Source organism: Nocardiopsis ansamitocini (genome assembly GCF_030268225.1).
GTDB classification, from domain to species: Bacteria; Actinomycetota; Actinomycetes; order Streptosporangiales; family Streptosporangiaceae; genus Nocardiopsis_D; species Nocardiopsis_D ansamitocini.
This window is the reverse complement of the sequence record NZ_BSQG01000002.1, coordinates 334,090-352,858: the sequence shown is the minus strand read 5'-3', so window position 1 is coordinate 352,858 and position 18,769 is coordinate 334,090. Positions and strand designations below refer to the sequence as shown.

Sequence of the window (18,769 nt, the reverse complement as noted above, 5' to 3'; positions counted from 1 at the left end):
CCGGGCCCCGGCCCCCTTCCGGTCCGCCCGACCGGCAGCCGCAACGACGCGGGCCCCTGGGGAGGGCGGTCTCGCCTTGTTCCCCCGGGGCCCGGTCCCGCACGTGACAGTGACTAGACCGCCGGCTCCTCGGCCGTCGCAGGCTGCTCGCCCTTGACCGAGCGGAGCAGGAGCTGGGAGACGTCGACGACCTCCAGAGTCTCCTTCGCCTCGCCCTTGGACTTCTTCTCGTTGATGGCATCACCGAGCATGACCTGGCAGAACGGGCAAGCCGTGGACACGGTGTCGGGGTTGGTGGTCAGGGCCTCGTCGACCCGCTCGGTGTTGATGCGCTTGCCGATGCGCTCTTCCATCCACATCCGCGCACCGCCCGCGCCGCAGCAGAAGCCGCGCTCCTTGTGGCGGTGCATCTCCACGGTCGTGATCCCGGGAACCTGGGCCATGATGTCGCGCGGCGGGGTGTAGACCTTGTTGTGCCGCCCCAGGAAGCAGGGGTCGTGGTAGGTGATGTTCTCCTCGATCGGCTGGACCGGGGTGAGCCGTCCCTCGTCCACGAGTGCGGCCAGCAGTTGACTGTGGTGGACGACGTCGTAGTTGCCGCCCAGCTGCGGGTACTCGTTGCCCAGGGTGTTGAAGCAGTGCGGGCAGCTCGCCACGATCCTGGTGACGCCGACCTCGTTGAGGGTCTCGACGTTCTGCTGGGCCAGCATCTGGAAGATGAACTCCATGCCCAGGCGGCGCGCCGGGTCGCCGGTGCACGCCTCCATCCCGCCCAGCACCGCGAACTTGACCCCGGCGATGTGCAGGAGTTCGGCAATCGCCTTGGTGGTCTTCTTCGCACGGTCCTCAAGCGCGCCCGCGCAACCGACCCAGAACAGGTACTCGGTCCCCTCGGGCAGCTTGTCCTCGACGACAGGGACCTCGAAGTCGACCTCGGAGATCCAGTCCATCCGCTTGGTCTCGCTCATCCCCCACGGGTTGCCCTTGTTCTCAAGGTTCTTGAGCAGGCTGTTGGCCTCGGAGGGGAAGTTCGACTCGATCATGACCTGGTAGCGACGCATGTCCAGGATGTGGTCGACGTGCTCGATGTCGACGGGGCACTGCTCGACGCAGGCACCGCAGTTGGTGCAGGCCCACAGGACGTCGGGGTCGATGACGCCGTTCTCCTCCTCGGTACCCACCAGCGGGCGGCTGAGCAGGGCGAGGACGTCGTCATGGATGTCGGGGGTCTGCTCGTTGATCCCGGCCGTCAGGTAGGGCGCCTTGGCATAGGCGTGGTCGCGCAGGTCCATGACCAGCTTCTTGGGCGAGAGCGGCTTGCCGGTGTTCCAGGCCGGGCACTGCGACTGGCAGCGGCCGCACTCGGTGCAGGTGGTGAAGTCGAGGAGGCCCTTCCAGGTGAAGTCCTCGACCTTTCCGACCCCGAAGGGGTCCTCGTCGGGGTCGGCCTCCTCGAAGTCCAGCGGCTTGCCGTCCTTGTTCAGCATCTGCTTGGCCGGGCCGAGCGCGACGCTGCCGTCGGCGTTGCGCTTGAAGTAGATGTTGAAGAAGGCGGTGAAGCGGTGCCACCCGATCCCCATCGTGAGGATCTTGCCGATCATCGCGAAGAACAGGAAGGACAGCACGAGCTTCACCGTGGCCACGACCGACAGACCGATCTCCGAGGGCGGCAGAACCGCACCCAGGGCGTGTGAGACGGGGGTGGCCCACACCGGGTAGGGGAAGTGGTCCATGGCCACGCGGAAGCCGCGGATCAGGAAGATGCAGAGGTAGATGCCGAAGATGTAGGCCTCGACGTAGTAGGCCTGCCAGTGGGTCGAGTTGGCGAACCGCGACTGGCGGCCCAGCCGGCGCGGTCCTCGCACCTGGCGGTAGACGGCCAGTCCCAGGATCGCCAGCGCGCCCAGGGCTGCGATGAGCTCCATGGCAAGGCCGTAGACCGCCCACTCCCCGATGATCGGGATTTCGTAGTGCGGGTTCCAGACCTCGCCGAACGCCTCGACGATAGTGAAGAACAGCGCGCCGAAGGACACCATCACGAACCAGTGCGCGACACCGATCCACCGCCACTTGAGCATGCGGGTGTGGCCGAGCGTTTCGACCAGCATGTTCGTCAAGCGCTTCCCGAACGGACCCTGACGGTCGGTCACCGGTTGGCCGAGGCGCACGGTTCGCACGACATGGCGGATGCCAATCGCGAACATCGCTGTCCCGACCACGGCGAACGCAACCGAAAAGATCCCCAGAATCACGTGGAGCATCGTCCGCGGCCTCCATCCTGCTTGGCTCAGGTCTCCCGATGCGCCACACACCGGGGATCAGAAATTTATGTTACTAGCGAGTAGTGCAATGCCGGCCGGTGCCCCTGCGGGAGGGCATCCGCACCGGAAGCCAGATAACTCCTACGTTAGTGATCAGCGTGCGCACCCCCTGACGCAGGCTCGCCGCGCGAGCGCCCCCGAGAGGCCGAACGCCATCCCCTGAGCCGGGTCAAGGTCTTCCCTGAAAAGCCCCTTGGTTCGTCGATTCCACGGGAAGAAGACGATCGGAACGGGAACAAGTGACCCCACAGCCACGTTGATCCTTCATGCAAGGAAAGTTGAGCCGACCCGACTCAACTGATTTGACAGCAAGCAGATCCCGAAGCAATATTGCGCTAGTACGACTCAACTTTCACGGAGGATGCACTCATGGCACGTGCGGTCGGCATCGACCTGGGTACGACGAACTCGGTCGTCTCGGTCCTGGAGGGCGGCGAGCCCACGGTTATCGCCAACGCCGAAGGCGCCCGGACGACCCCGTCCGTCGTAGCCTTCGCGAAGAACGGCGAGGTCCTCGTCGGCGAGGTGGCCAAGCGTCAGGCGGTGACCAACGTCGACCGGACCATCCGCTCGGTCAAGCGCCACATCGGCACCGACTGGACCGTCGAGATCGACGACAAGACCTTCAACCCCCAGCAGATCAGCGCCTTCGTTCTGCAAAAGCTCAAGCGCGACGCCGAGGCGTACCTGGGCGAAGAGGTCACCGACGCGGTCATCACCGTCCCGGCCTACTTCAGCGACTCCGAGCGCCAGGCCACCAAGGACGCGGGCAAGATCGCGGGCCTCAACGTCCTGCGCATCATCAACGAGCCCACCTCCGCCGCGCTGGCCTACCACCTGGAGAAGGAGGAGGAAGCCACCATCCTGGTCTTCGACCTGGGCGGCGGCACCTTCGACGTCTCACTGCTGGACGTCGGCGACGGCGTGGTCGAGGTCAAGGCCACCCACGGCGACAACCACCTCGGCGGCGACGACTGGGACCAGGCCGTCGTCAACTGGCTGGTCGAGCGGTTCAAGAACAGCAACGGCGTCGACCTGGCCAAGGACAAGATGGCGCTCCAGCGTCTGCGCGAGGCCGCCGAGAAGGCCAAGATCGAGCTGTCCAGCTCCAGCGAGACCTCGATCAACCTCCCCTACATCACGGCGTCGGCCGAGGGCCCGCTGCACCTGGACGAGAAGCTCAGCCGAGCCGAGTTCCAGCGCCTCACCTCCGACCTCCTTGAGCGCACCAAGGCTCCGTTCCAGCAGGTCATCCGGGACGCCAGCATCGGCGTCGACAAGATCGACCACGTGGTCCTGGTCGGCGGTTCCACCCGTATGCCGGCCGTCGTGAACCTGGTCAAGGAGCTGACCGGCGGCAAGGAGCCCAACAAGGGCGTCAACCCCGACGAGGTCGTGGCCATCGGCGCGGCCCTTCAGGCCGGCGTGCTCAAGGGCGACGTCAAGGACGTCCTGCTGCTCGACGTGACCCCGCTGTCGCTGGGCATCGAGACCAAGGGCGGCGTGTTCACCAAGCTCATCGAGCGCAACACGGCCATCCCGACCAAGCGCTCGGAGATCTTCACGACCGCCGACGACAACCAGCCTTCCGTGCAGATCCAGGTCTACCAGGGCGAGCGCGAGTTCGCCCGGGACAACCGCCGCCTCGGGGTCTTCGACCTCACCGGCCTGCCCCCGGCGCCGCGCGGTGTCCCGCAGGTCGAGGTCGCCTTCGACATCGACGCCAACGGCATCGTCAACGTCACGGCCAAGGACCTGGGCACGGGCAAGGAGCAGTCGGTGACCATCTCCGGCGGGTCCGCCCTGCCGAAGGAGGACATCGACCAGATGATCCGCGACGCCGAGCAGTACGCCGACGAGGACCGCAAGCGCCGTGAGGACGCCGAGGTCCGCAACAACGCCGAGTCGCTGGTCTACCAGACCGAGAAGGTCATCGCCGACAACGACGACAAGATCCCGGCCGAGGTCAAGACCGAGACCCAGGAGGCCGTCGCCGAGCTGAAGAAGGCTCTCGAAGGCTCCGACATCGACGCCATCCGCTCCGCGAGCGAGAAGGTCGCGCTTTCCAGCCAGAAGATCGGTTCCGCGATCTACAGCCAGAACCAGCAGAGCGGCGACTCCGCGGATGCCCCGGGCCCGAACGCCTCCGCCGACGACAACGACGTCGTGGACGCCGAGATCGTCGACGAGGAGCAGCCCAAGCGCGAAGGCAACGCCTGAAGTCCGCGGCCAGTCGAAGAGGAGGCGTAGCTAAATGGCGGTGCCGGAGAACGAGAACGGCAACGAACAGCAGGGCCCGGTGATCCGCGACAAGCGGCGCATCGACCCCGAAACCGGTGAGCTGCGTACCCCGGAGCCTGCCGAGGAGCCGACTGCGGCGCCCGAGGCAGAGCCGGACGACGCTGCGGAACCCGTAGTCGCAGAGGAGGTTCCCGCGCTCGACGACACGGAACTGTCGTCGCTGCGGGAGGAACTCACCGAGCGCACGAACGACCTGAAGCGGTTGCAGGCGGAGTACGTCAACTACCGCAAGCGGGTCGAGCGCGACCGGGTGGTCGTGCGGGAGCAGGCGCTGGCCCAGGTCCTGGGCGAGCTGCTGCCGATCCTGGACGACATCGGGCGGGCCCGCTCCCACGACGAGCTGAACGGCGGGTTCAAGTCGGTCGGCGAGTCGCTGGAGTCGCTGGTGACCAAGTTGGGGTTGAAGAAGTACGCGGAGCAGGGCGACGAGTTCGACCCGAACGTGCACGAGGCCCTGACCATGGTCCCCTCCCCCGGCGTGAGCGTGCCCACCGTCCTGGAAGTGTTCCAGCCCGGTTACCTCATCGGTGAGCGCATCATCCGACCGGCCCGCGTGGTCGTGGCCGGGCCGGGTGACGATGCGCCCGCGCCGCAGCCCGCGGCCGAGACGCCCTCACCCGCCGAGGCAGAGGCCCCGGCCGAGGGCGAGCAGTAGTGAACCGGGGGCGGTGCGGCCGAAACCGCGGCACCGCCCCCGGCCTTCCGCCGAACACGGCGGATCCGGCCCTTGGCGGCCGGGATCGGCGGGGGATGCAGACACAACGGACGAGCACAGGGAGAAGCAGGCGTCGATGAGCACCAAGGACTACCTGGAGAAGGACTTTTACAAGGTCCTCGGAGTCTCAAAGACGGCCACGGCTGACGAGATCAAGTCGTCCTACCGCAAGCTCGCCCGTAAGTACCACCCCGACGCCAACAAGAGCGACGCCGAGGCGGAGAAGACCTTCAAGGAGATCTCCGAGGCGTACAGCGTCCTGTCCGACGAGAAACGCCGCAAGGAGTACGACGACGCCCGTTCCATGTTCGGCGGGGCCTACCGCCCCAATGGCGGCGGCGGGGCCGGCGACTTCAACCTCGGTGACCTGTTCGGCCAGGGAACCCCGGGTGGTGCCGGCGGCGCAGGCGGCGAGCGGCTGAGCGACCTGTTCGGGGGCCTGTTCGGCGGACGCGGAGGCCGGTCGACGACCCAGGCCAGACGCGGCGCGGACGTGGAGACCGAGGCGAAGCTGACCTTCGCGGAGGCCGCCAACGGGGTGACCCGGTCGTTCCATCTGACCTCCGAGACTTCCTGCCCGACCTGCCGGGGCACCGGGGCCAAGGACGGCAGTGCGCCGCGGGTCTGCCCCAAGTGCTCGGGGACCGGGCACGAGAACAAGAACCTGGGCGGCTTCTCCCTGTCGGAGCCGTGCAGCGAGTGCCGGGGGCGCGGACTCGTCGTCGACGACCCGTGCACCACCTGCCACGGCAGCGGACGCGGCAAGAGCACCCGCACGATTCAGGCCCGGATCCCGGCAGGCGTGTCCGACGGCCAGAAGATCCGCATCAAGGGCAAGGGCGCGCCGGGCGAACGAGGCGGCCCGGCCGGAGACCTATTCGTGGTGGTACATGTGCAGCCGCACCCGGTGTTCGGCAAGTCCGGTGACAATCTGACCATCACCGTCCCGGTGACCTTCCCCGAGGCGGTACTCGGCGCGGACGTCCGCGTCCCGACGATGAACGGTTTCCCTGTCACCGTCAAGATTCCCCAGGGCACACCCAACGGGCGCACGCTCCGGGTCCGCGGCAAGGGTGCCCAGCGACGCGACGGCACGGTCGGCGACATGCTGGTCACCATCGAGGTCGCGGTCCCGCAGAACCTCAGCAGTGAGGCTCGGCAAGCCCTGGAGCAGTTCCGCACCGCCACGGCCGACCAGGACCCGCGCAGCGACCTCGAAGCGCGGGCTAAGGGGGCGTAAGAGCCATGACCACTCCCGCGTTCGGCGATGACACTCCGGTCTATGTCATCTCGGTGGCGGCGGAGCTGTCCGGGCTGCACCCGCAGACCCTTCGGCAGTACGACCGGCTCGGTCTGGTCTCACCGGGCCGGGCGTCCGGACGTGGACGGCGCTACTCGATGCGCGACATCCAGCAGTTGCGGGAGGTACAGCGGCTGTCCCAGGTGGAGGGCATCAACCTCGCCGGGATCAAACGCATCCTGGAGCTACAGCGCGAGGTCACCGAGTTGCGCGAGCACCTGTTCCATCTTCACAACGAGATGGAGGCGGCGCGTGCGGCAGTGCGGCGGGCCGCCGGGGTCGCACGCCCGGACGCCCCGGGCGGCGAGCTGGTGCGCCGCACCCGGCTCACCATCTTCAACACCCACCCCCCCGAGCAGTAGGCCCTGGTCACGGCCCCGAGGCTCGGGGACGTGCCGGACCACAGGCATTGATCCGACTGTTCTCGTGTTTCACCAGAAGGGGGCGCAAGAGCCGTGGAGTACAAGTTCACCAAGAAGAGCCAGGAAGCGCTGTCGGGGGCGATCCGGCGCGCGACCACGGACGGCAGTCCGCAGGTCGAGCCGGTCCATCTGCTCGTCGCACTGGTCAACCAGTCCGAGGGGGTCATCCGGCCGCTCCTCAAAGAGGTCGGAGTGGACCCTGCGGTATTGAACGCACAGGTCGAAGAAGCCATCGCGGGCCTGCCCAAGGCGTCTGGCACGAGTCTGAGCACGCCGGGCAGTTCGCGTCAGCTGATCGTGTCACTGAACACCGCGGCCCAGCGCGCCGAGCAGTTGGAGGACGCGTTCGTCTCCACCGAGCACCTGCTCGTGGGGCTGGCCACCGACGGCGGGACGGCCGCGACACTGCTGCGCGAGGCGGGGGCCACCCCCGAAGCGCTGCTGGAGGCGTTCGAGCGGGTTCGCGGGCACGCCAAGGTCACCTCGGAAAATCCGGAGGAGACGTACCAGTCCCTGGAGAAGTACGGCGTCGACCTCACCGAGCGGGCCCGGGCAGGCGAGTTGGACCCGGTGATCGGGCGCGACTCCGAGATCAGGCGGGTCATCCAGGTCCTGTCGCGACGCACCAAGAACAACCCGGTTCTCATCGGCGAACCCGGGGTGGGCAAGACCGCGGTCGTCGAGGGCCTGGCCCAGCGCATCGTCGCCGGGGACGTCCCCGAGTCGCTGCGCGACAAGCGGCTCATCTCACTCGACCTCGCCGCGATGGTGGCCGGCGCGAAATACCGGGGCGAGTTCGAGGAACGGCTGAAGGCCGTCCTCAACGAGATCAAGGAGAGCAACGGGCAGGTCATCACCTTCATCGACGAGCTGCACACGGTCGTGGGCGCGGGTGCCGCCGAGGGGGCCATGGACGCGGGCAACATGCTCAAGCCGATGCTGGCCAGAGGCGAGCTGCGCATGGTGGGTGCCACCACCCTGGACGAGTACCGCGAGCGCATCGAGAAGGATCCGGCGCTTGAGCGACGGTTCCAGCAGGTCATGGTGGGTGAGCCTTCGGCAGCCGACACGATTGCGATCCTGCGGGGGTTGAAGAGCCGCTACGAGGCCCACCACAAGGTGCAGATCGCCGACTCCGCACTGGTCGCGGCGGCAACACTGTCCGACCGCTACATAACGGCGCGGTTCCTGCCCGACAAAGCCATCGACCTGATCGACGAGGCGGCCTCCCGGCTGCGCATGGAGATCGACTCCCGCCCGGTGGAGATCGACGAGCTCCAACGTGCCGTGGACCGGCTCAAGATGGAGGAGCTGGCGCTGGAGAAGGAGTCCGACTCCGCGTCCCTGCACCGGCTGGAGCGCTTGCGTGCTGACCTCGCCGACAAACAGGAGCATCTCAACGGCCTGATCGCGCGCTGGGAGCAGGAGAAGGCGGGCCTGAACCGGGTCGGTGAGCTCAAGGAGCGGTTGGACGCCCTACGCGGCCAGGCCGAACGCGCGCAGCGCGACGGAGCCTTCGAGGAGGCGTCCCGGCTGATGTACGGCGAGATCCCGCAACTGGAGCGCCAGTTGGAGGAGGCCGCGGAGGAGGACGAGGTCGAGCGCGACCAGTCCGCCATGGTCAAGGACGAGGTCGGCGCAGACGATGTCGCCGAGGTCGTCTCCTCCTGGACCGGCATCCCCGTGGGGCGACTCCTGGAGGGCGAGACCTCCAAGCTGCTGCGGATGGAGGAGGAGCTGGGCCAACGGTTGATCGGGCAGGCCAAGGCGGTCGCCGCGGTCTCCGACGCCGTACGCCGTGCCCGCGCCGGGATCTCCGACCCCGACCGGCCCACGGGTTCCTTCCTGTTCCTCGGTCCCACCGGTGTGGGAAAGACCGAGCTGGCCAAGGCTCTGGCGGAGTTCCTGTTCGACGACGAGCGCGCGATCGTGCGCATCGACATGAGCGAGTACTCCGAGAAACACTCGGTGGCACGGCTGGTCGGGGCGCCTCCCGGCTACGTCGGCTACGAGGAGGGCGGTCAGCTCACCGAAGCGGTCCGGCGCAGGCCCTACACGGTCGTGCTGCTGGACGAGGTGGAGAAAGCACACATCGAGGTCTTCGACACCCTGCTCCAGGTACTGGACGACGGCCGGTTGACCGACGGCCAGGGGCGCCAGGTGGATTTCCGCAACACCATCCTGATCCTGACCTCCAACCTGGGTTCGCAGTTCCTGGTGGACCAGTCGATGGACGAGGCGAGCCGGCACGACAAGGTGATGCAGGTGGTACGCACCACCTTCAAGCCGGAGTTCCTGAACCGGCTGGACGATGTCATCGTCTTCGACGCGTTGTCCACCGAGGAGCTGACCAGGATCGTGGATCTCCAGGTCGACAAATTGGCAAAGCGTCTGGCCGACCGCCGCCTGGGTCTGGAGGTCACTCCCGCGGCCCGCGAGTGGCTGGCCCTGACCGGCTTCGATCCCGTCTACGGCGCACGCCCGCTGCGCCGGCTCGTCCAGGCGTCGATCGGCGACCCGCTCGCGCGGGCGTTGCTCTCCGGCGAGCTTCGCGAGGGCGACACCGTGCGGGTGGACGTGGACGAGTCCAAGGACGCGCTGAAGGTGGGTGCGACGAAGGACTGAGCCGGACGCACCGCGGTACGTGACGCATGGCGCGCACGGACCGCCACGAAAAAGCGCCCCGATGCAATTGCATCGGGGCGCTTCGTCAAGGCACGGAAGCGCAGAGCGCGCGCAGGGTCAACGGACGGCGGACTCGATCAGGTCGGCCGCGCGCACGACGCCTTCGCGACTGCGGATCTCCTCTCCCGTCTCGGTGAGGCTGCGGCGCAGTGCCGCGTTGCCGAGCAGGTTCTCCACGGTGGCGCGCAACTCGTCAGGCTCGAACTGGTAGGGGTCCAGACGCTGCCCGAGACCCAGTTCGTGGACGCGCTGGGCGTTGTCGTACTGGTCCCAGAACAGCGGCAGCACGATCATCGGCTTGCCGAAGTGCAGCGCCTCGGTGACGGTGTTGTTGCCGCCGTGCGTGATGACCAGGTCCACCAGCGGAAGAATGGTGGTCTGGGGCAGGAACTCCGCGCCCCACATGTTGTCGGGCAGCCGCAGTTCTTCGTGCCGGGGGCCCATCGACACGATGTAGCGGTGCACAGTGTGCTCCAGCATGTCGATCAGACGCTGCATCAACTCCACGTCGGCCGACCCCAACGAGCCCAGGCTGAAGTAGATCAACGACCCCTCGCCCGAGGCGATGGGGGCGGGAATCTCCACGGGGATACCGGTCCGTCGAACCGAGGAGTCCAACCGGTGCCAGGAGGGGCCGAGGGGACGACGGTCCACGTAGTCGGCGACCTCCGGATAGACATAGAGGTTGAGGTCGGCCTCCGGCATGAACTGGAGGTCCGGGAGCGCCGGCGCCCCTTGGGCAACGACATAGTCGTTGAACTCCGCCCATAGCTCGCCGTGGGTTCGCGCGTACTCGGCCTGGAAGTCGGCGGCCGCGCCGCGGGCTCCGGTGGGAAGGCCGGAGAAGGCCGGCGGCACCGCCTTGCCGGGGACCTCCAACGGATTGCACGAGACGATCCGGACGAACGGCACCCCCGCGGTGGCCAGCGCCGGGAACAGCACCACGTTGTCCTCGACGATGACGTCGGGACGCACCTCAGCGATGATCTCCTTGAGCCGCGGCTCGGCGTACTTCACTCCCGCGATGAGCTCGTCGAAGATCGGTCGGATGACCGTTTCGAGCTGTTGGGAGGTGGGTTTGCGGAACTCCGGGGAGATCTGGGCGATGTAGTCCTTCCAGAACTGGCCGGCGTCCTGCTCGGCATCGTCCCCGGCCGGCGGGGAGAGCTCGACCAGGGCCTCCTCGAAACCGAGCGGCGCCAGGCGACCCTTCCATGAGGATTCCGCCGCGAACACCACCCGATGTCCCCTGGCACGCAGGATGTCACCGATCCCGATGCAGTTGTTGGTCGGACCGTAGGCGCTTTCGGGGAGGAACAGCACCGTCAGTTTCCGATCGGCCATCAGCCAGGGCACCACCTGTCGAGGAGTGGGGCGGAGGAATCCGATTCCGGACCCGCCCGGGGGTTTTCGGGGGGAGGCTATACAAGGTTCCTGTGATTCCCGTGATTCACAGAACCGATTCCTATGTGATTATCAGTTTTAAATCACGGGAAGAAGGGGCTTTGAGCCTCAAATTCCATCGCTTCGAACGAATTTTTCCTCGGAATCAGTGGCCCAACGTGCTCTTCACCAAGGAGAAACGGCTCTCCCGGTGACCACGCCCACAATCGGCCACTCAGACCTTGCCGACCCGCTCGATCTCGTCCGCCGCCAGGTCGAGCCCGCTGCGATCGCGGATCTCCGCACCGATTTCCCGGAGATGCTGGCGCATCCAGGCGTTGCCGAGCAACCCCTCCATCGCCTGGTGCAGCTCGCGGAACGTCACCCGGTAGGTGTCGAGCCGGGCTCCGAAGCCCAGTTCCTGGATCCGCTGGGCGTTGTCGTACTGGTCCCAGAACAGCGGCAGCACCAGCATGGGTTTGCCGAAGTGGAAGGACTCGGTGACGGTGTTGTTGCCGCCGTGCGTGATGACCAGGTCCACCAGCGGAAGAATGGTGGTCTGGGGCAGGAACTCCGCGCCCCACATGTTGTCGGGCAGCCGCAGTTCTTCGTGCCGGGGGCCCATCGACACGATGTAGCGGTGCACAGTGTGCTCCAGCATGTCGATCAGACGCTGCATCAACTCCACGTCGGCCGACCCCAACGAGCCCAGGCTGAAGTAGATCAACGACCCCTGCCCCTTGGCGATCTTCTCCGGCACCTCGAAGGGCTCGTCGGTGCGGCGGACGGAGGACTCCAACCGGATCCAGTTGGGGTTCATCTCCCTGCGGTCCACGTAGTCGGCGATCTCGGGATAGAGGTAGAGGTTGGCGTCGGCCTCGGGCAGGAACCTCAGATAGGGCAGGGGGCCCGCGCCCTGTTCCTGGACCCACTCGTTGAACTCGACCCACAGTTCCCGGTGCCGACGCTCGAATTCGTTACGGAACCCCGGCCAGCAGCTGCGGTCGTTGGAGGGGTAGCCGGAAAAGATCGGCGGCACGTCCACGCCCGGGACCTCCAAGGGGTTGCAGGAGGCGATCCGGACGAACGGCACCCCCGCGGTGGCCAGCGCCGGGAACAGCACCACGTTGTCCTCGACGATGACGTCGGGACGCACCTCAGCGATGATCTCCTTGAGCCGCGGCTCGGCGTACTTGGCCCCCTCGATGAGGGTGGCGAAGATGTCGGCGATGACGGTGTCGAGTTGCTCGAACGTGGGTTTGCGAAACTCCGGCTTGATCGCGGAGACGTAGTCCTTCCAGAACTGGCCGGGCTCTTCGGTCCGCCCGTCCTCGGGCGGGGGTTCGAGGTCCACCAGCCTTTCCTCGAAGCCCAGTGCGGACAACCTTCCCCGCCAGGATGCCTCAGCGGCGAAAACGACCCGGTGGCCTCTGCGCCGTAGCACGTCACCGATGCCGATGCAGTTGTTCGTCGGGCCGTAGGCGCTCTCCGGGAGGAACAGCACCGTCAGCCTCTGCCCGTCCATGAAACGGCCTCCGCACCGTTATCAGCGCTAAAAATTATCGATGCGCTGATTCAAGTGGGTTGCCGATCAATACGTCAACACGGGAAGTGAATAACAAAAAAGAATAATGCCCGTTTTGCCCCGACCTGGTGATTATGCGGCGCCGATTCCCGATCGACTTCAGTCGCGCACGACGGCGGTGCCGGCGACCAGATCGCCGAGTCGCCGGTGCCGGACGTCGCGCAGCATGAGGACGAGGCCGACGAGCAGCAGGTCCACCGGAAGCAGCAGCCAACGGACGAAGAGCTGCCCCACCGTGGCCGGGCCGCCTCCGGCGTCGACCACGCGGATCTCCAGCAACTCCATTCCGGTGGTCTGGCCGCGCCCGTGACGCGAGGGGCGGGCCACCCAGTACCAGGCGTGCACCCAGAGCGCGAGAGCCAGGATCAGGACGGAGAACACGACGAACAGCGTCTCGCTGGCGAACTCCGCCTCCAACGGCACGAGCAGGTAGAGCGCGAGGACGAGCGCCACCAGCCCGGAGGAGAGCGCGAGATCGACCAGCCCCTGGGCAAGGCGGCGGGCGATGACGGTCGTGGTGGCGCGGGTGGGCAACCGCAGCCGGTACTTCGAGGACGCTTCGCTCGCCGTCACGGGGCCGCCTCCCATCGTCGCTTCCTGCCTGCGTCGATGTGGAAATACCCCTGTTGAGCGGCACTGAAGCGACCGACGCCGAGTCTCCAGGCTATGAACGAACCATCGCCCGGCAGGGCCATATCCCGATTCCGGCGGTTCCCGGACATTTCAGACCGGCCGATAGCGGCCACGGTCGGGCCGATCAGAGGAACCCACTGGCAAAAATCCACTACCGAGTAGTAACATAAATTTGTTACCAGTCAGTAGATCGGCTGTGCAGAAGCAGCGGCCACGACACAGCGGAGCACAGGCCATGACTCACTACAAGAGCAACCTCCGAGACATCGAGTTCAACCTCTTCGAGGTCTTCAACCGCCAGGACGTACTGGGGACGGGCCCCTTCGGGGAGATCGACGAGGAAACCGCCCGCACCATCCTGGACGAGGCCAACCGGCTCGCCACCGGCGTCGTGGCCGAGTCGTTCGAGGACGCCGACCGCAACCCCCCGGTGTTCGACCCCGCGACCGGCGAGGTCACGATGCCCGAGAGCTTCAAGCGCTCCTACCAGGCGTACATGGACGCCGAATGGTTCCGCCTGGACCTGCCCGCCGAGCTCGGCGGGACCCAGGCGCCCCCCTCTCTGGTCTGGTCCGCTGCCGAGCTGGTCCTCGGCGCGAACCCGGCCATCTACATGTACTCCGCCGGCCCGAACTTCTCCAGCGTCCTCTGGAACGAGGGCAACGAGCAGCAGAAGAGGTTCGCCCAACTGGCGATCGACCGCGGATGGGGGGCGACCATGGTCCTCACCGAACCCGACGCGGGTTCCGACGTGGGCGCCGGCCGCACCAAGGCGGTCCAGCAGGACGACGGAACCTGGCACATCGAGGGCGTCAAGCGGTTCATCACCTCCGCCGAGCACGACATGAGCGAGAACATCTTCCACCTCGTGCTGGCCCGCCCCGAAGGCCACGGGCCCGGCACCAAGGGTCTCTCCCTCTTCCTCGTCCCCAAATACCTGGTGGAGGAGGACGGCTCACTGGGCGAGCGCAACGGCGCCTATGTCACCAACGTCGAGCACAAGATGGGGTTGAAGGCGTCCACCACCTGCGAGCTGACCTTCGGCGACAGGCACCCTGCCGTCGGCTACCTGGTCGGGGACAAGCACGACGGAATCCGGCAGATGTTCCTCGTCATCGAGTACGCCCGGATGATGGTCGGGACGAAGGCGATCGCGACGCTGTCCACCGGTTACCTCAACGCGCTGGAGTACGCCAAGGAGCGCAAGCAGGGCGCGGATCTCACCCAGCAGAGCGACAAGTCGGCACCGCGTGTCACCATCACGCACCACCCGGACGTGCGTCGCAGCCTGATGATGCAGAAGTCCTACGCCGAGGCGCTGCGCGCCCTGGTCGTCTACACGGCGACCCAGCAGGACGCGGTGCAGATCGCCAAGGCCGCGGGGCAGGACGCCCCGATGGCCGAGGCCGTGAACGACCTGCTGCTGCCGTTGGTCAAGGGCGTGGGGTCGGAACGCTCCTACGCCCTGCTCTCGGAGTCGCTGCAAACCCTGGGCGGGTCGGGCTACCTGCAGGAGTACCCGATCGAGCAATACATCCGCGACGCCAAGATCGACACCCTCTATGAGGGCACCACCGCCATCCAGGGGATGGACCTGTTCTTCCGCAAGATCGTGAAGAACGGTGGCCAGGCGCTGGGCCAGGTGATGGGAGAGATCCAGGCGTTCGCCACGAGTGAGGCCGGCAACGGCCAGCTCAAGAACGAGCGGGCGCTGCTGGCACAGGCGGCAGCCGACGTCCAGGCCATCGTGGAACTGATGGTCGGTGACGCGATGCGCTCCAGCGAGGAGATCCGCGAACTTTACAAGGTGGGTCTCAACAGCACCCGCCTGCTGCTCGGACTGGGCGACGTCGTCCTGGGCTGGCTGCTGTTGCGCCAGGCCGAAGTGGCGCTGACCCGCGTCGACGGCGCGACCGGAACGGACCGGGACTTCTACACCGGAAAGATCGCGGCCGCGCGGTTCTTCGCCGACCAGGTCCTGCCGCGTTTGAGCACCGAGCGCGCGATCACCGAGCGCACCACGCTGGACCTGATGGACGTGCCCGAGTCCGCGTTCTAGGTCACGGCCGTGACGGTGGGGACGGGTCCGACGGGTCCGTCCCCACCGTCATGCCCATGGGGGCGGTCCACCCCGAACGCCTTCTTTGAAGTGTCAGCGAATTCCAGTCTTGTACGGCGCGCCAGAGGGTAGTAGCACCTCGTACGAACGCCCCCCACGCACAATCCCGGAGGTAGACCGATGGGCATCGGGCTCGGAATCTTCCTGGTCGTTGTCGGAGCCGTGCTCAGGTTCGGGATCACCGCCGACGTCCAGGGCATCGACCTCGGCGCGATCGGGATCATCCTGATGCTGGCCGGCGGCGCAATCGTGGTCCTCACCGTCATGCTCACCGCGATGCGCGGGGGCAAGGAGAACCAGGAACGCCTCCCGGGCGACAACCGCACGCTCTGACGCGGGGCCGGCCCGGACTCCGCTGATGTTCGCGGAAGTGGCCGCGCGCTACCCGGCTCGCTTGGGATAGCGCCACAGCAGCACCGTCAGCACGCTGGAGGCGAGCAGGCAGAGGCTCGCCATCGGAGCGAAGGCGATCTGGAAGGCATCGGGACCGTAGATGTCCAACAGGACGCCCGCGGAAACGATGCCGCCCACCACGGAGGTGAACCCGCTCATGTTGACCAGGCCGGAAGCGGCCCCGGTCCGTGAAGCGGGCAGTCCGTCCCTGGCGTAGTCGAAGGCAATCGCCGGTGCCAGCACCGCCCCGACCGCGCTCAACGCGATGGTCGCACCGGCGACCTGGATCGGCGGCAGTCCCCCGGGCCATGCGGCAACCAGGAACCAGGCCAGGGTGATGGACCAGGCGAGGGTCAGCCCCATCGGTTTGCGCAGGTTGGGGTGGGTGCCGGTGAGCCGCGCCAGGAACGGGACGAGGATCATCGGAGGCAGCGCCACCCCGGTCAGCAACATGCCCGACCTCCCTGCCGTGAGCCCGTAGCCCTGCTCGAGGAACGGGTATCCCCAGAGGATGCCGAGCACGCAGAACGGCACCATGAGAACCGCGTGCACGGCCATACCGACCCGCGGCCCCCGCGCGGACAGCGCTTCCTTGATACTGGCCCACAGCGATATGGGGTGGAGGCGTGCGGCAGCGGCGCCGACGGGCCCGTCCCGGACCACCAGGAGGACCAGGAACCCCACGGCCACGCTGACGGCTCCGGCACCGAGGAAAGTGGTCTCCCAGCCGAAACCGCGGAGCAGCGCCGACAGCGGCGCGACGCTGACCATCTGCCCCAGACTGCCGGTCAGTCCGGTGAGTGCGCTGATGACCGCGTACTGACGGCGGGGGAACCACAGCGCGCCGAGCCTGATGACGTTGAGGAAGACCAGCGCGTCGCCGACACCGATGAGCACCCGGCCGGCGACCGCGGGAACGATGCTCGGGGCGACCGCGAACAGCAGCACACCGCACGCCATGACTCCCAGACCGATCAGGAGCGACCGGCGCGGCCCCAGGCGGTCGGCGAGTACCCCCGCGGGCACCTGGAGCGCCACGTAGACGATCAGCTGGACCATGGGCAGCACGGACAGCAGGGCGGGACCGACGTCGAACCGCTCCTGTGCCTGGAGGGCCGCTGCACTCATTCCGTTGCGGTGGAACATCGCCAGGAAATAGGCCGCTGCCGCGACTCCCCAGACCAGCCAGGCCCGCGCACCGCCGGGCGGTTCCCCGGCCCCCATTGACATCCCATCGTCGGATCTTGGCAGCCCTGCCCTCGCACGTGTCGTGTCCGCTGTCATCGGGCCGCTCCCAGCAGTCGGGCCGCGTGGTCCATGTGGACCCGCACGGCGGTCGCGGCCTCGGCAGGGGCGCCGTCACGGATCGCGGCGAGAATCGCGGCGTGTTCGGCGAGGTTTCGCCGCATCCGCTCCACCGCATCGGTGCCGAGGCCCATCATGCGCAACTGGCGGTCGCGCAACGAGTCGTAGAGGCCGGTGAGGATGCGGTTGTCCGCCGCGGCGACCACTGCACGGTGGAACTCGCGGTCGGCGTGGATGAACGCCTGGCTTCTCGGCTCCAGGTTCTCGCCCATCCGGGCGAGATGGCCGGTGAGCACCTCTGCGAGCGCGGCACGGTCCGCCGGCGCGGAGGAGGCCGCCGCTTCAGCGGTGAAACCCTCGACCAGGCGGCGGGTCTGGATCACGTCGTCGATCTCCTGCTGGGAGACCGGGACGATCAGCGCCCCGCGTTTGGGGTAGAGGCGGACCAGCCCTTCGGCTTCGAGGCGCAGCAGCGCCTCGCGCACGGGAGTGCGGGACACCCCGACGTCGGCTGCGATGTCCCCCTCGCTGACGAGCTCTCCGCCGGGATAGCGCAGACTGAGGATGGCGTTTTTGGCGTGGACATAGGTGCGCTCTGCGGCGGAGGCCTTTGAATACATGTTGTATCTATGCTAACGCCGACAGCTAAGGCCTTTCGTCGCAATACGCCCAAAAGACCCCATTGAGCGATAGACCACACCGGCCAGGCCGATTGGCCACCTGACCAGGGGGTACGCCCGCGCTCAATCCCTTACCCCACAGGGGTGACAGCAGTAGGGCCACCAGGAAACGACCGGGGGCCGGCCGCGCAATCCTTCCGCCGCAACCGGCCACCGCTTCTCTCAAAAAACCCACCAAAAGCCTATGAACAGGCAAAATGCCCAAGTACCCCGATCTCAGGATGATCACAATGTGCCATGGGTCACATTTTTGACTCTCGACTCCTGCTGGCTCAACCCTGCTACTATCCGAAATCGCGAGAATAACTGCGAGGTAACGACGAACCCCGCTCCTCCTAAAAACTGAGGATTCTCCGATCAAGCCTCTAATCGGGTGCGATCTTGGCGGCCACCGCACGCGGCCACCAAAGCGGACGTAGGACCCGGGTATCGGGTCGCGGCGATGACGCGCCGCACACGACGAACGGAGCGTTGCCGCAGTAACGGCGGAACCCCTAGCCCTACCCAGGAGAAGTCTTGAGTCACCCGCGCCTGAACAACCCCCGGACCTACCGGGCGAAGTTGACGGCGGCGGCCCGTGTGAAGCGGGCGCCAAGGCACGGATTCCGTGCCGACCGGGCGGTCGAGGCCCTGTTCAGCGAACTGAACGCGCGCGCCGCCCGCCCCGTTTACCAGGGCGGCAGCGCTGACGTCGCACTCGTCTCCACCCGTTGCGGACGCAACATCTGGTGCCGGGACGGCAAGTTCATCTGGAGCGATGTCCTCGGCTTCACCATCACGCACCCCGCGAGCGACGCCTCCGGAGCTGCCACCCTTCTCCAGGGCCCCCTGTTCCGCTACACCACGGTCCCCGCGACCACCGGTGTCCCGCAACGGCACCGACGCCATCAGCCCTACCGCCTCAGCGCCGCCTAGGACGTGTCCCGT

The 18,769-nt window shown here is 67.0% G+C and carries 14 protein-coding genes; 8 read left to right on the top strand and 6 right to left on the bottom strand.

Translation table 11 applies throughout. The features are described from left to right. Positions 1 to 113 precede the first annotated feature (113 nt). Positions 114 to 2,261, bottom strand: a complete 2,148-nt coding sequence (locus tag QSJ59_RS08195; protein WP_285758357.1) for a (Fe-S)-binding protein — start codon at positions 2,259 to 2,261, stop codon at positions 114 to 116. A gap of 429 nt (positions 2,262 to 2,690) precedes the next feature. Here QSJ59_RS08195 and dnaK point away from each other — a divergent pair, with 429 nt between their 5' ends. The 5 genes from dnaK (at position 2,691) to clpB (ending at position 9,684) form a co-directional block, all read left to right on the top strand. Continuing rightward, positions 2,691 to 4,541, top strand: coding sequence for a molecular chaperone DnaK (gene dnaK / locus QSJ59_RS08190; protein WP_285758356.1), 1,851 nt, complete (start codon positions 2,691 to 2,693; stop codon positions 4,539 to 4,541). Between the two features lie 34 nt (positions 4,542 to 4,575). After that, positions 4,576 to 5,277, top strand: a complete 702-nt coding sequence (gene grpE / locus QSJ59_RS08185; protein WP_285758355.1) for a nucleotide exchange factor GrpE — start codon at positions 4,576 to 4,578, stop codon at positions 5,275 to 5,277. A 136-nt stretch (positions 5,278 to 5,413) separates the two neighbouring features. Continuing rightward, positions 5,414 to 6,577: a molecular chaperone DnaJ gene (gene dnaJ / locus QSJ59_RS08180; RefSeq protein ID WP_285758353.1), complete on the top strand. Its 1,164-nt coding sequence runs from the start codon at positions 5,414 to 5,416 to the stop codon at positions 6,575 to 6,577. Between the two features lie 5 nt (positions 6,578 to 6,582). Further along, positions 6,583 to 6,999, top strand: a complete 417-nt coding sequence (locus tag QSJ59_RS08175) for a heat shock protein transcriptional repressor HspR (RefSeq protein WP_285758352.1) — start codon at positions 6,583 to 6,585, stop codon at positions 6,997 to 6,999. A 93-nt stretch (positions 7,000 to 7,092) separates the two neighbouring features. Next, entirely contained in the window at positions 7,093 to 9,684 is a 2,592-nt protein-coding gene (clpB, locus tag QSJ59_RS08170; protein ID WP_285758351.1) for an ATP-dependent chaperone ClpB, read from the top strand. Between the two features lie 117 nt (positions 9,685 to 9,801). On the opposite strand, the gene QSJ59_RS08165 is transcribed toward clpB, so the two are convergent. The 3 genes from QSJ59_RS08165 to QSJ59_RS08155 form a co-directional block, all read right to left on the bottom strand. Then, positions 9,802 to 11,088, bottom strand: coding sequence for a glycosyltransferase (locus tag QSJ59_RS08165; RefSeq protein WP_285758350.1), 1,287 nt, complete (start codon positions 11,086 to 11,088; stop codon positions 9,802 to 9,804). Positions 11,089 to 11,362: 274 nt separating this feature from the next. Beyond that, entirely contained in the window at positions 11,363 to 12,652 is a 1,290-nt protein-coding gene (locus QSJ59_RS08160) for a glycosyltransferase (RefSeq protein WP_285758349.1), read from the bottom strand. Positions 12,653 to 12,811: 159 nt separating this feature from the next. Further along, the gene (locus tag QSJ59_RS08155; protein ID WP_285758348.1) at positions 12,812 to 13,285 is read right to left on the bottom strand and encodes an RDD family protein; all 474 of its coding nucleotides are present in this window, start codon (positions 13,283 to 13,285) and stop codon (positions 12,812 to 12,814) included. Positions 13,286 to 13,580: 295 nt separating this feature from the next. Here QSJ59_RS08155 and QSJ59_RS08150 point away from each other — a divergent pair, with 295 nt between their 5' ends. Beyond that, positions 13,581 to 15,404: an acyl-CoA dehydrogenase gene (locus QSJ59_RS08150; RefSeq protein ID WP_285758347.1), complete on the top strand. Its 1,824-nt coding sequence runs from the start codon at positions 13,581 to 13,583 to the stop codon at positions 15,402 to 15,404. A 180-nt stretch (positions 15,405 to 15,584) separates the two neighbouring features. Then, positions 15,585 to 15,797 (top strand): DUF6458 family protein, encoded by a 213-nt coding sequence (locus tag QSJ59_RS08145; protein WP_285758346.1) that lies wholly within the window; start codon positions 15,585 to 15,587, stop codon positions 15,795 to 15,797. 48 nt (positions 15,798 to 15,845) lie between these two features. On the opposite strand, the gene QSJ59_RS08140 is transcribed toward QSJ59_RS08145, so the two are convergent. Both QSJ59_RS08140 and QSJ59_RS08135 read right to left on the bottom strand, forming a co-directional pair. Further along, the gene (locus QSJ59_RS08140) at positions 15,846 to 17,087 is read right to left on the bottom strand and encodes an MFS transporter (RefSeq protein WP_285758344.1); all 1,242 of its coding nucleotides are present in this window, start codon (positions 17,085 to 17,087) and stop codon (positions 15,846 to 15,848) included. Positions 17,088 to 17,137: 50 nt separating this feature from the next. Then, positions 17,138 to 17,782 carry a GntR family transcriptional regulator gene (locus QSJ59_RS08135; protein WP_285758342.1) on the bottom strand — a complete coding sequence of 215 codons (645 nt, stop codon included), beginning with the start codon at positions 17,780 to 17,782 and terminating at the stop codon, positions 17,138 to 17,140. A 576-nt stretch (positions 17,783 to 18,358) separates the two neighbouring features. Between QSJ59_RS08135 and QSJ59_RS08130 the strand changes: the two genes are divergently transcribed. Beyond that, positions 18,359 to 18,757, top strand: coding sequence for a hypothetical protein (locus QSJ59_RS08130; RefSeq protein ID WP_285758340.1), 399 nt, complete (start codon positions 18,359 to 18,361; stop codon positions 18,755 to 18,757). The last annotated feature ends 12 nt before the right edge of the window (positions 18,758 to 18,769 follow it).

What these genes read in the sequence shown, in the direction of transcription:
- QSJ59_RS08195 (WP_285758357.1), bottom strand. Translation starts at nt 2,261, where the DNA reads ATGCTCCACGTGATTCTGGGGATCTTTTCGGTTGCGTTCGCCGTGGTC.
- dnaK (WP_285758356.1), top strand. Translation starts at nt 2,691, where the DNA reads ATGGCACGTGCGGTCGGCATCGACCTGGGTACGACGAACTCGGTCGTC.
- grpE (WP_285758355.1), top strand. Translation starts at nt 4,576, where the DNA reads ATGGCGGTGCCGGAGAACGAGAACGGCAACGAACAGCAGGGCCCGGTG.
- dnaJ (WP_285758353.1), top strand. Translation starts at nt 5,414, where the DNA reads ATGAGCACCAAGGACTACCTGGAGAAGGACTTTTACAAGGTCCTCGGA.
- QSJ59_RS08175 (WP_285758352.1), top strand. Translation starts at nt 6,583, where the DNA reads ATGACCACTCCCGCGTTCGGCGATGACACTCCGGTCTATGTCATCTCG.
- QSJ59_RS08165 (WP_285758350.1), bottom strand. Translation starts at nt 11,088, where the DNA reads ATGGCCGATCGGAAACTGACGGTGCTGTTCCTCCCCGAAAGCGCCTAC.
- QSJ59_RS08160 (WP_285758349.1), bottom strand. Translation starts at nt 12,652, where the DNA reads ATGGACGGGCAGAGGCTGACGGTGCTGTTCCTCCCGGAGAGCGCCTAC.
- QSJ59_RS08150 (WP_285758347.1), top strand. Translation starts at nt 13,581, where the DNA reads ATGACTCACTACAAGAGCAACCTCCGAGACATCGAGTTCAACCTCTTC.
- QSJ59_RS08145 (WP_285758346.1), top strand. Translation starts at nt 15,585, where the DNA reads ATGGGCATCGGGCTCGGAATCTTCCTGGTCGTTGTCGGAGCCGTGCTC.
- QSJ59_RS08140 (WP_285758344.1), bottom strand. Translation starts at nt 17,087, where the DNA reads ATGTCAATGGGGGCCGGGGAACCGCCCGGCGGTGCGCGGGCCTGGCTG.
- QSJ59_RS08135 (WP_285758342.1), bottom strand. Translation starts at nt 17,782, where the DNA reads ATGTATTCAAAGGCCTCCGCCGCAGAGCGCACCTATGTCCACGCCAAA.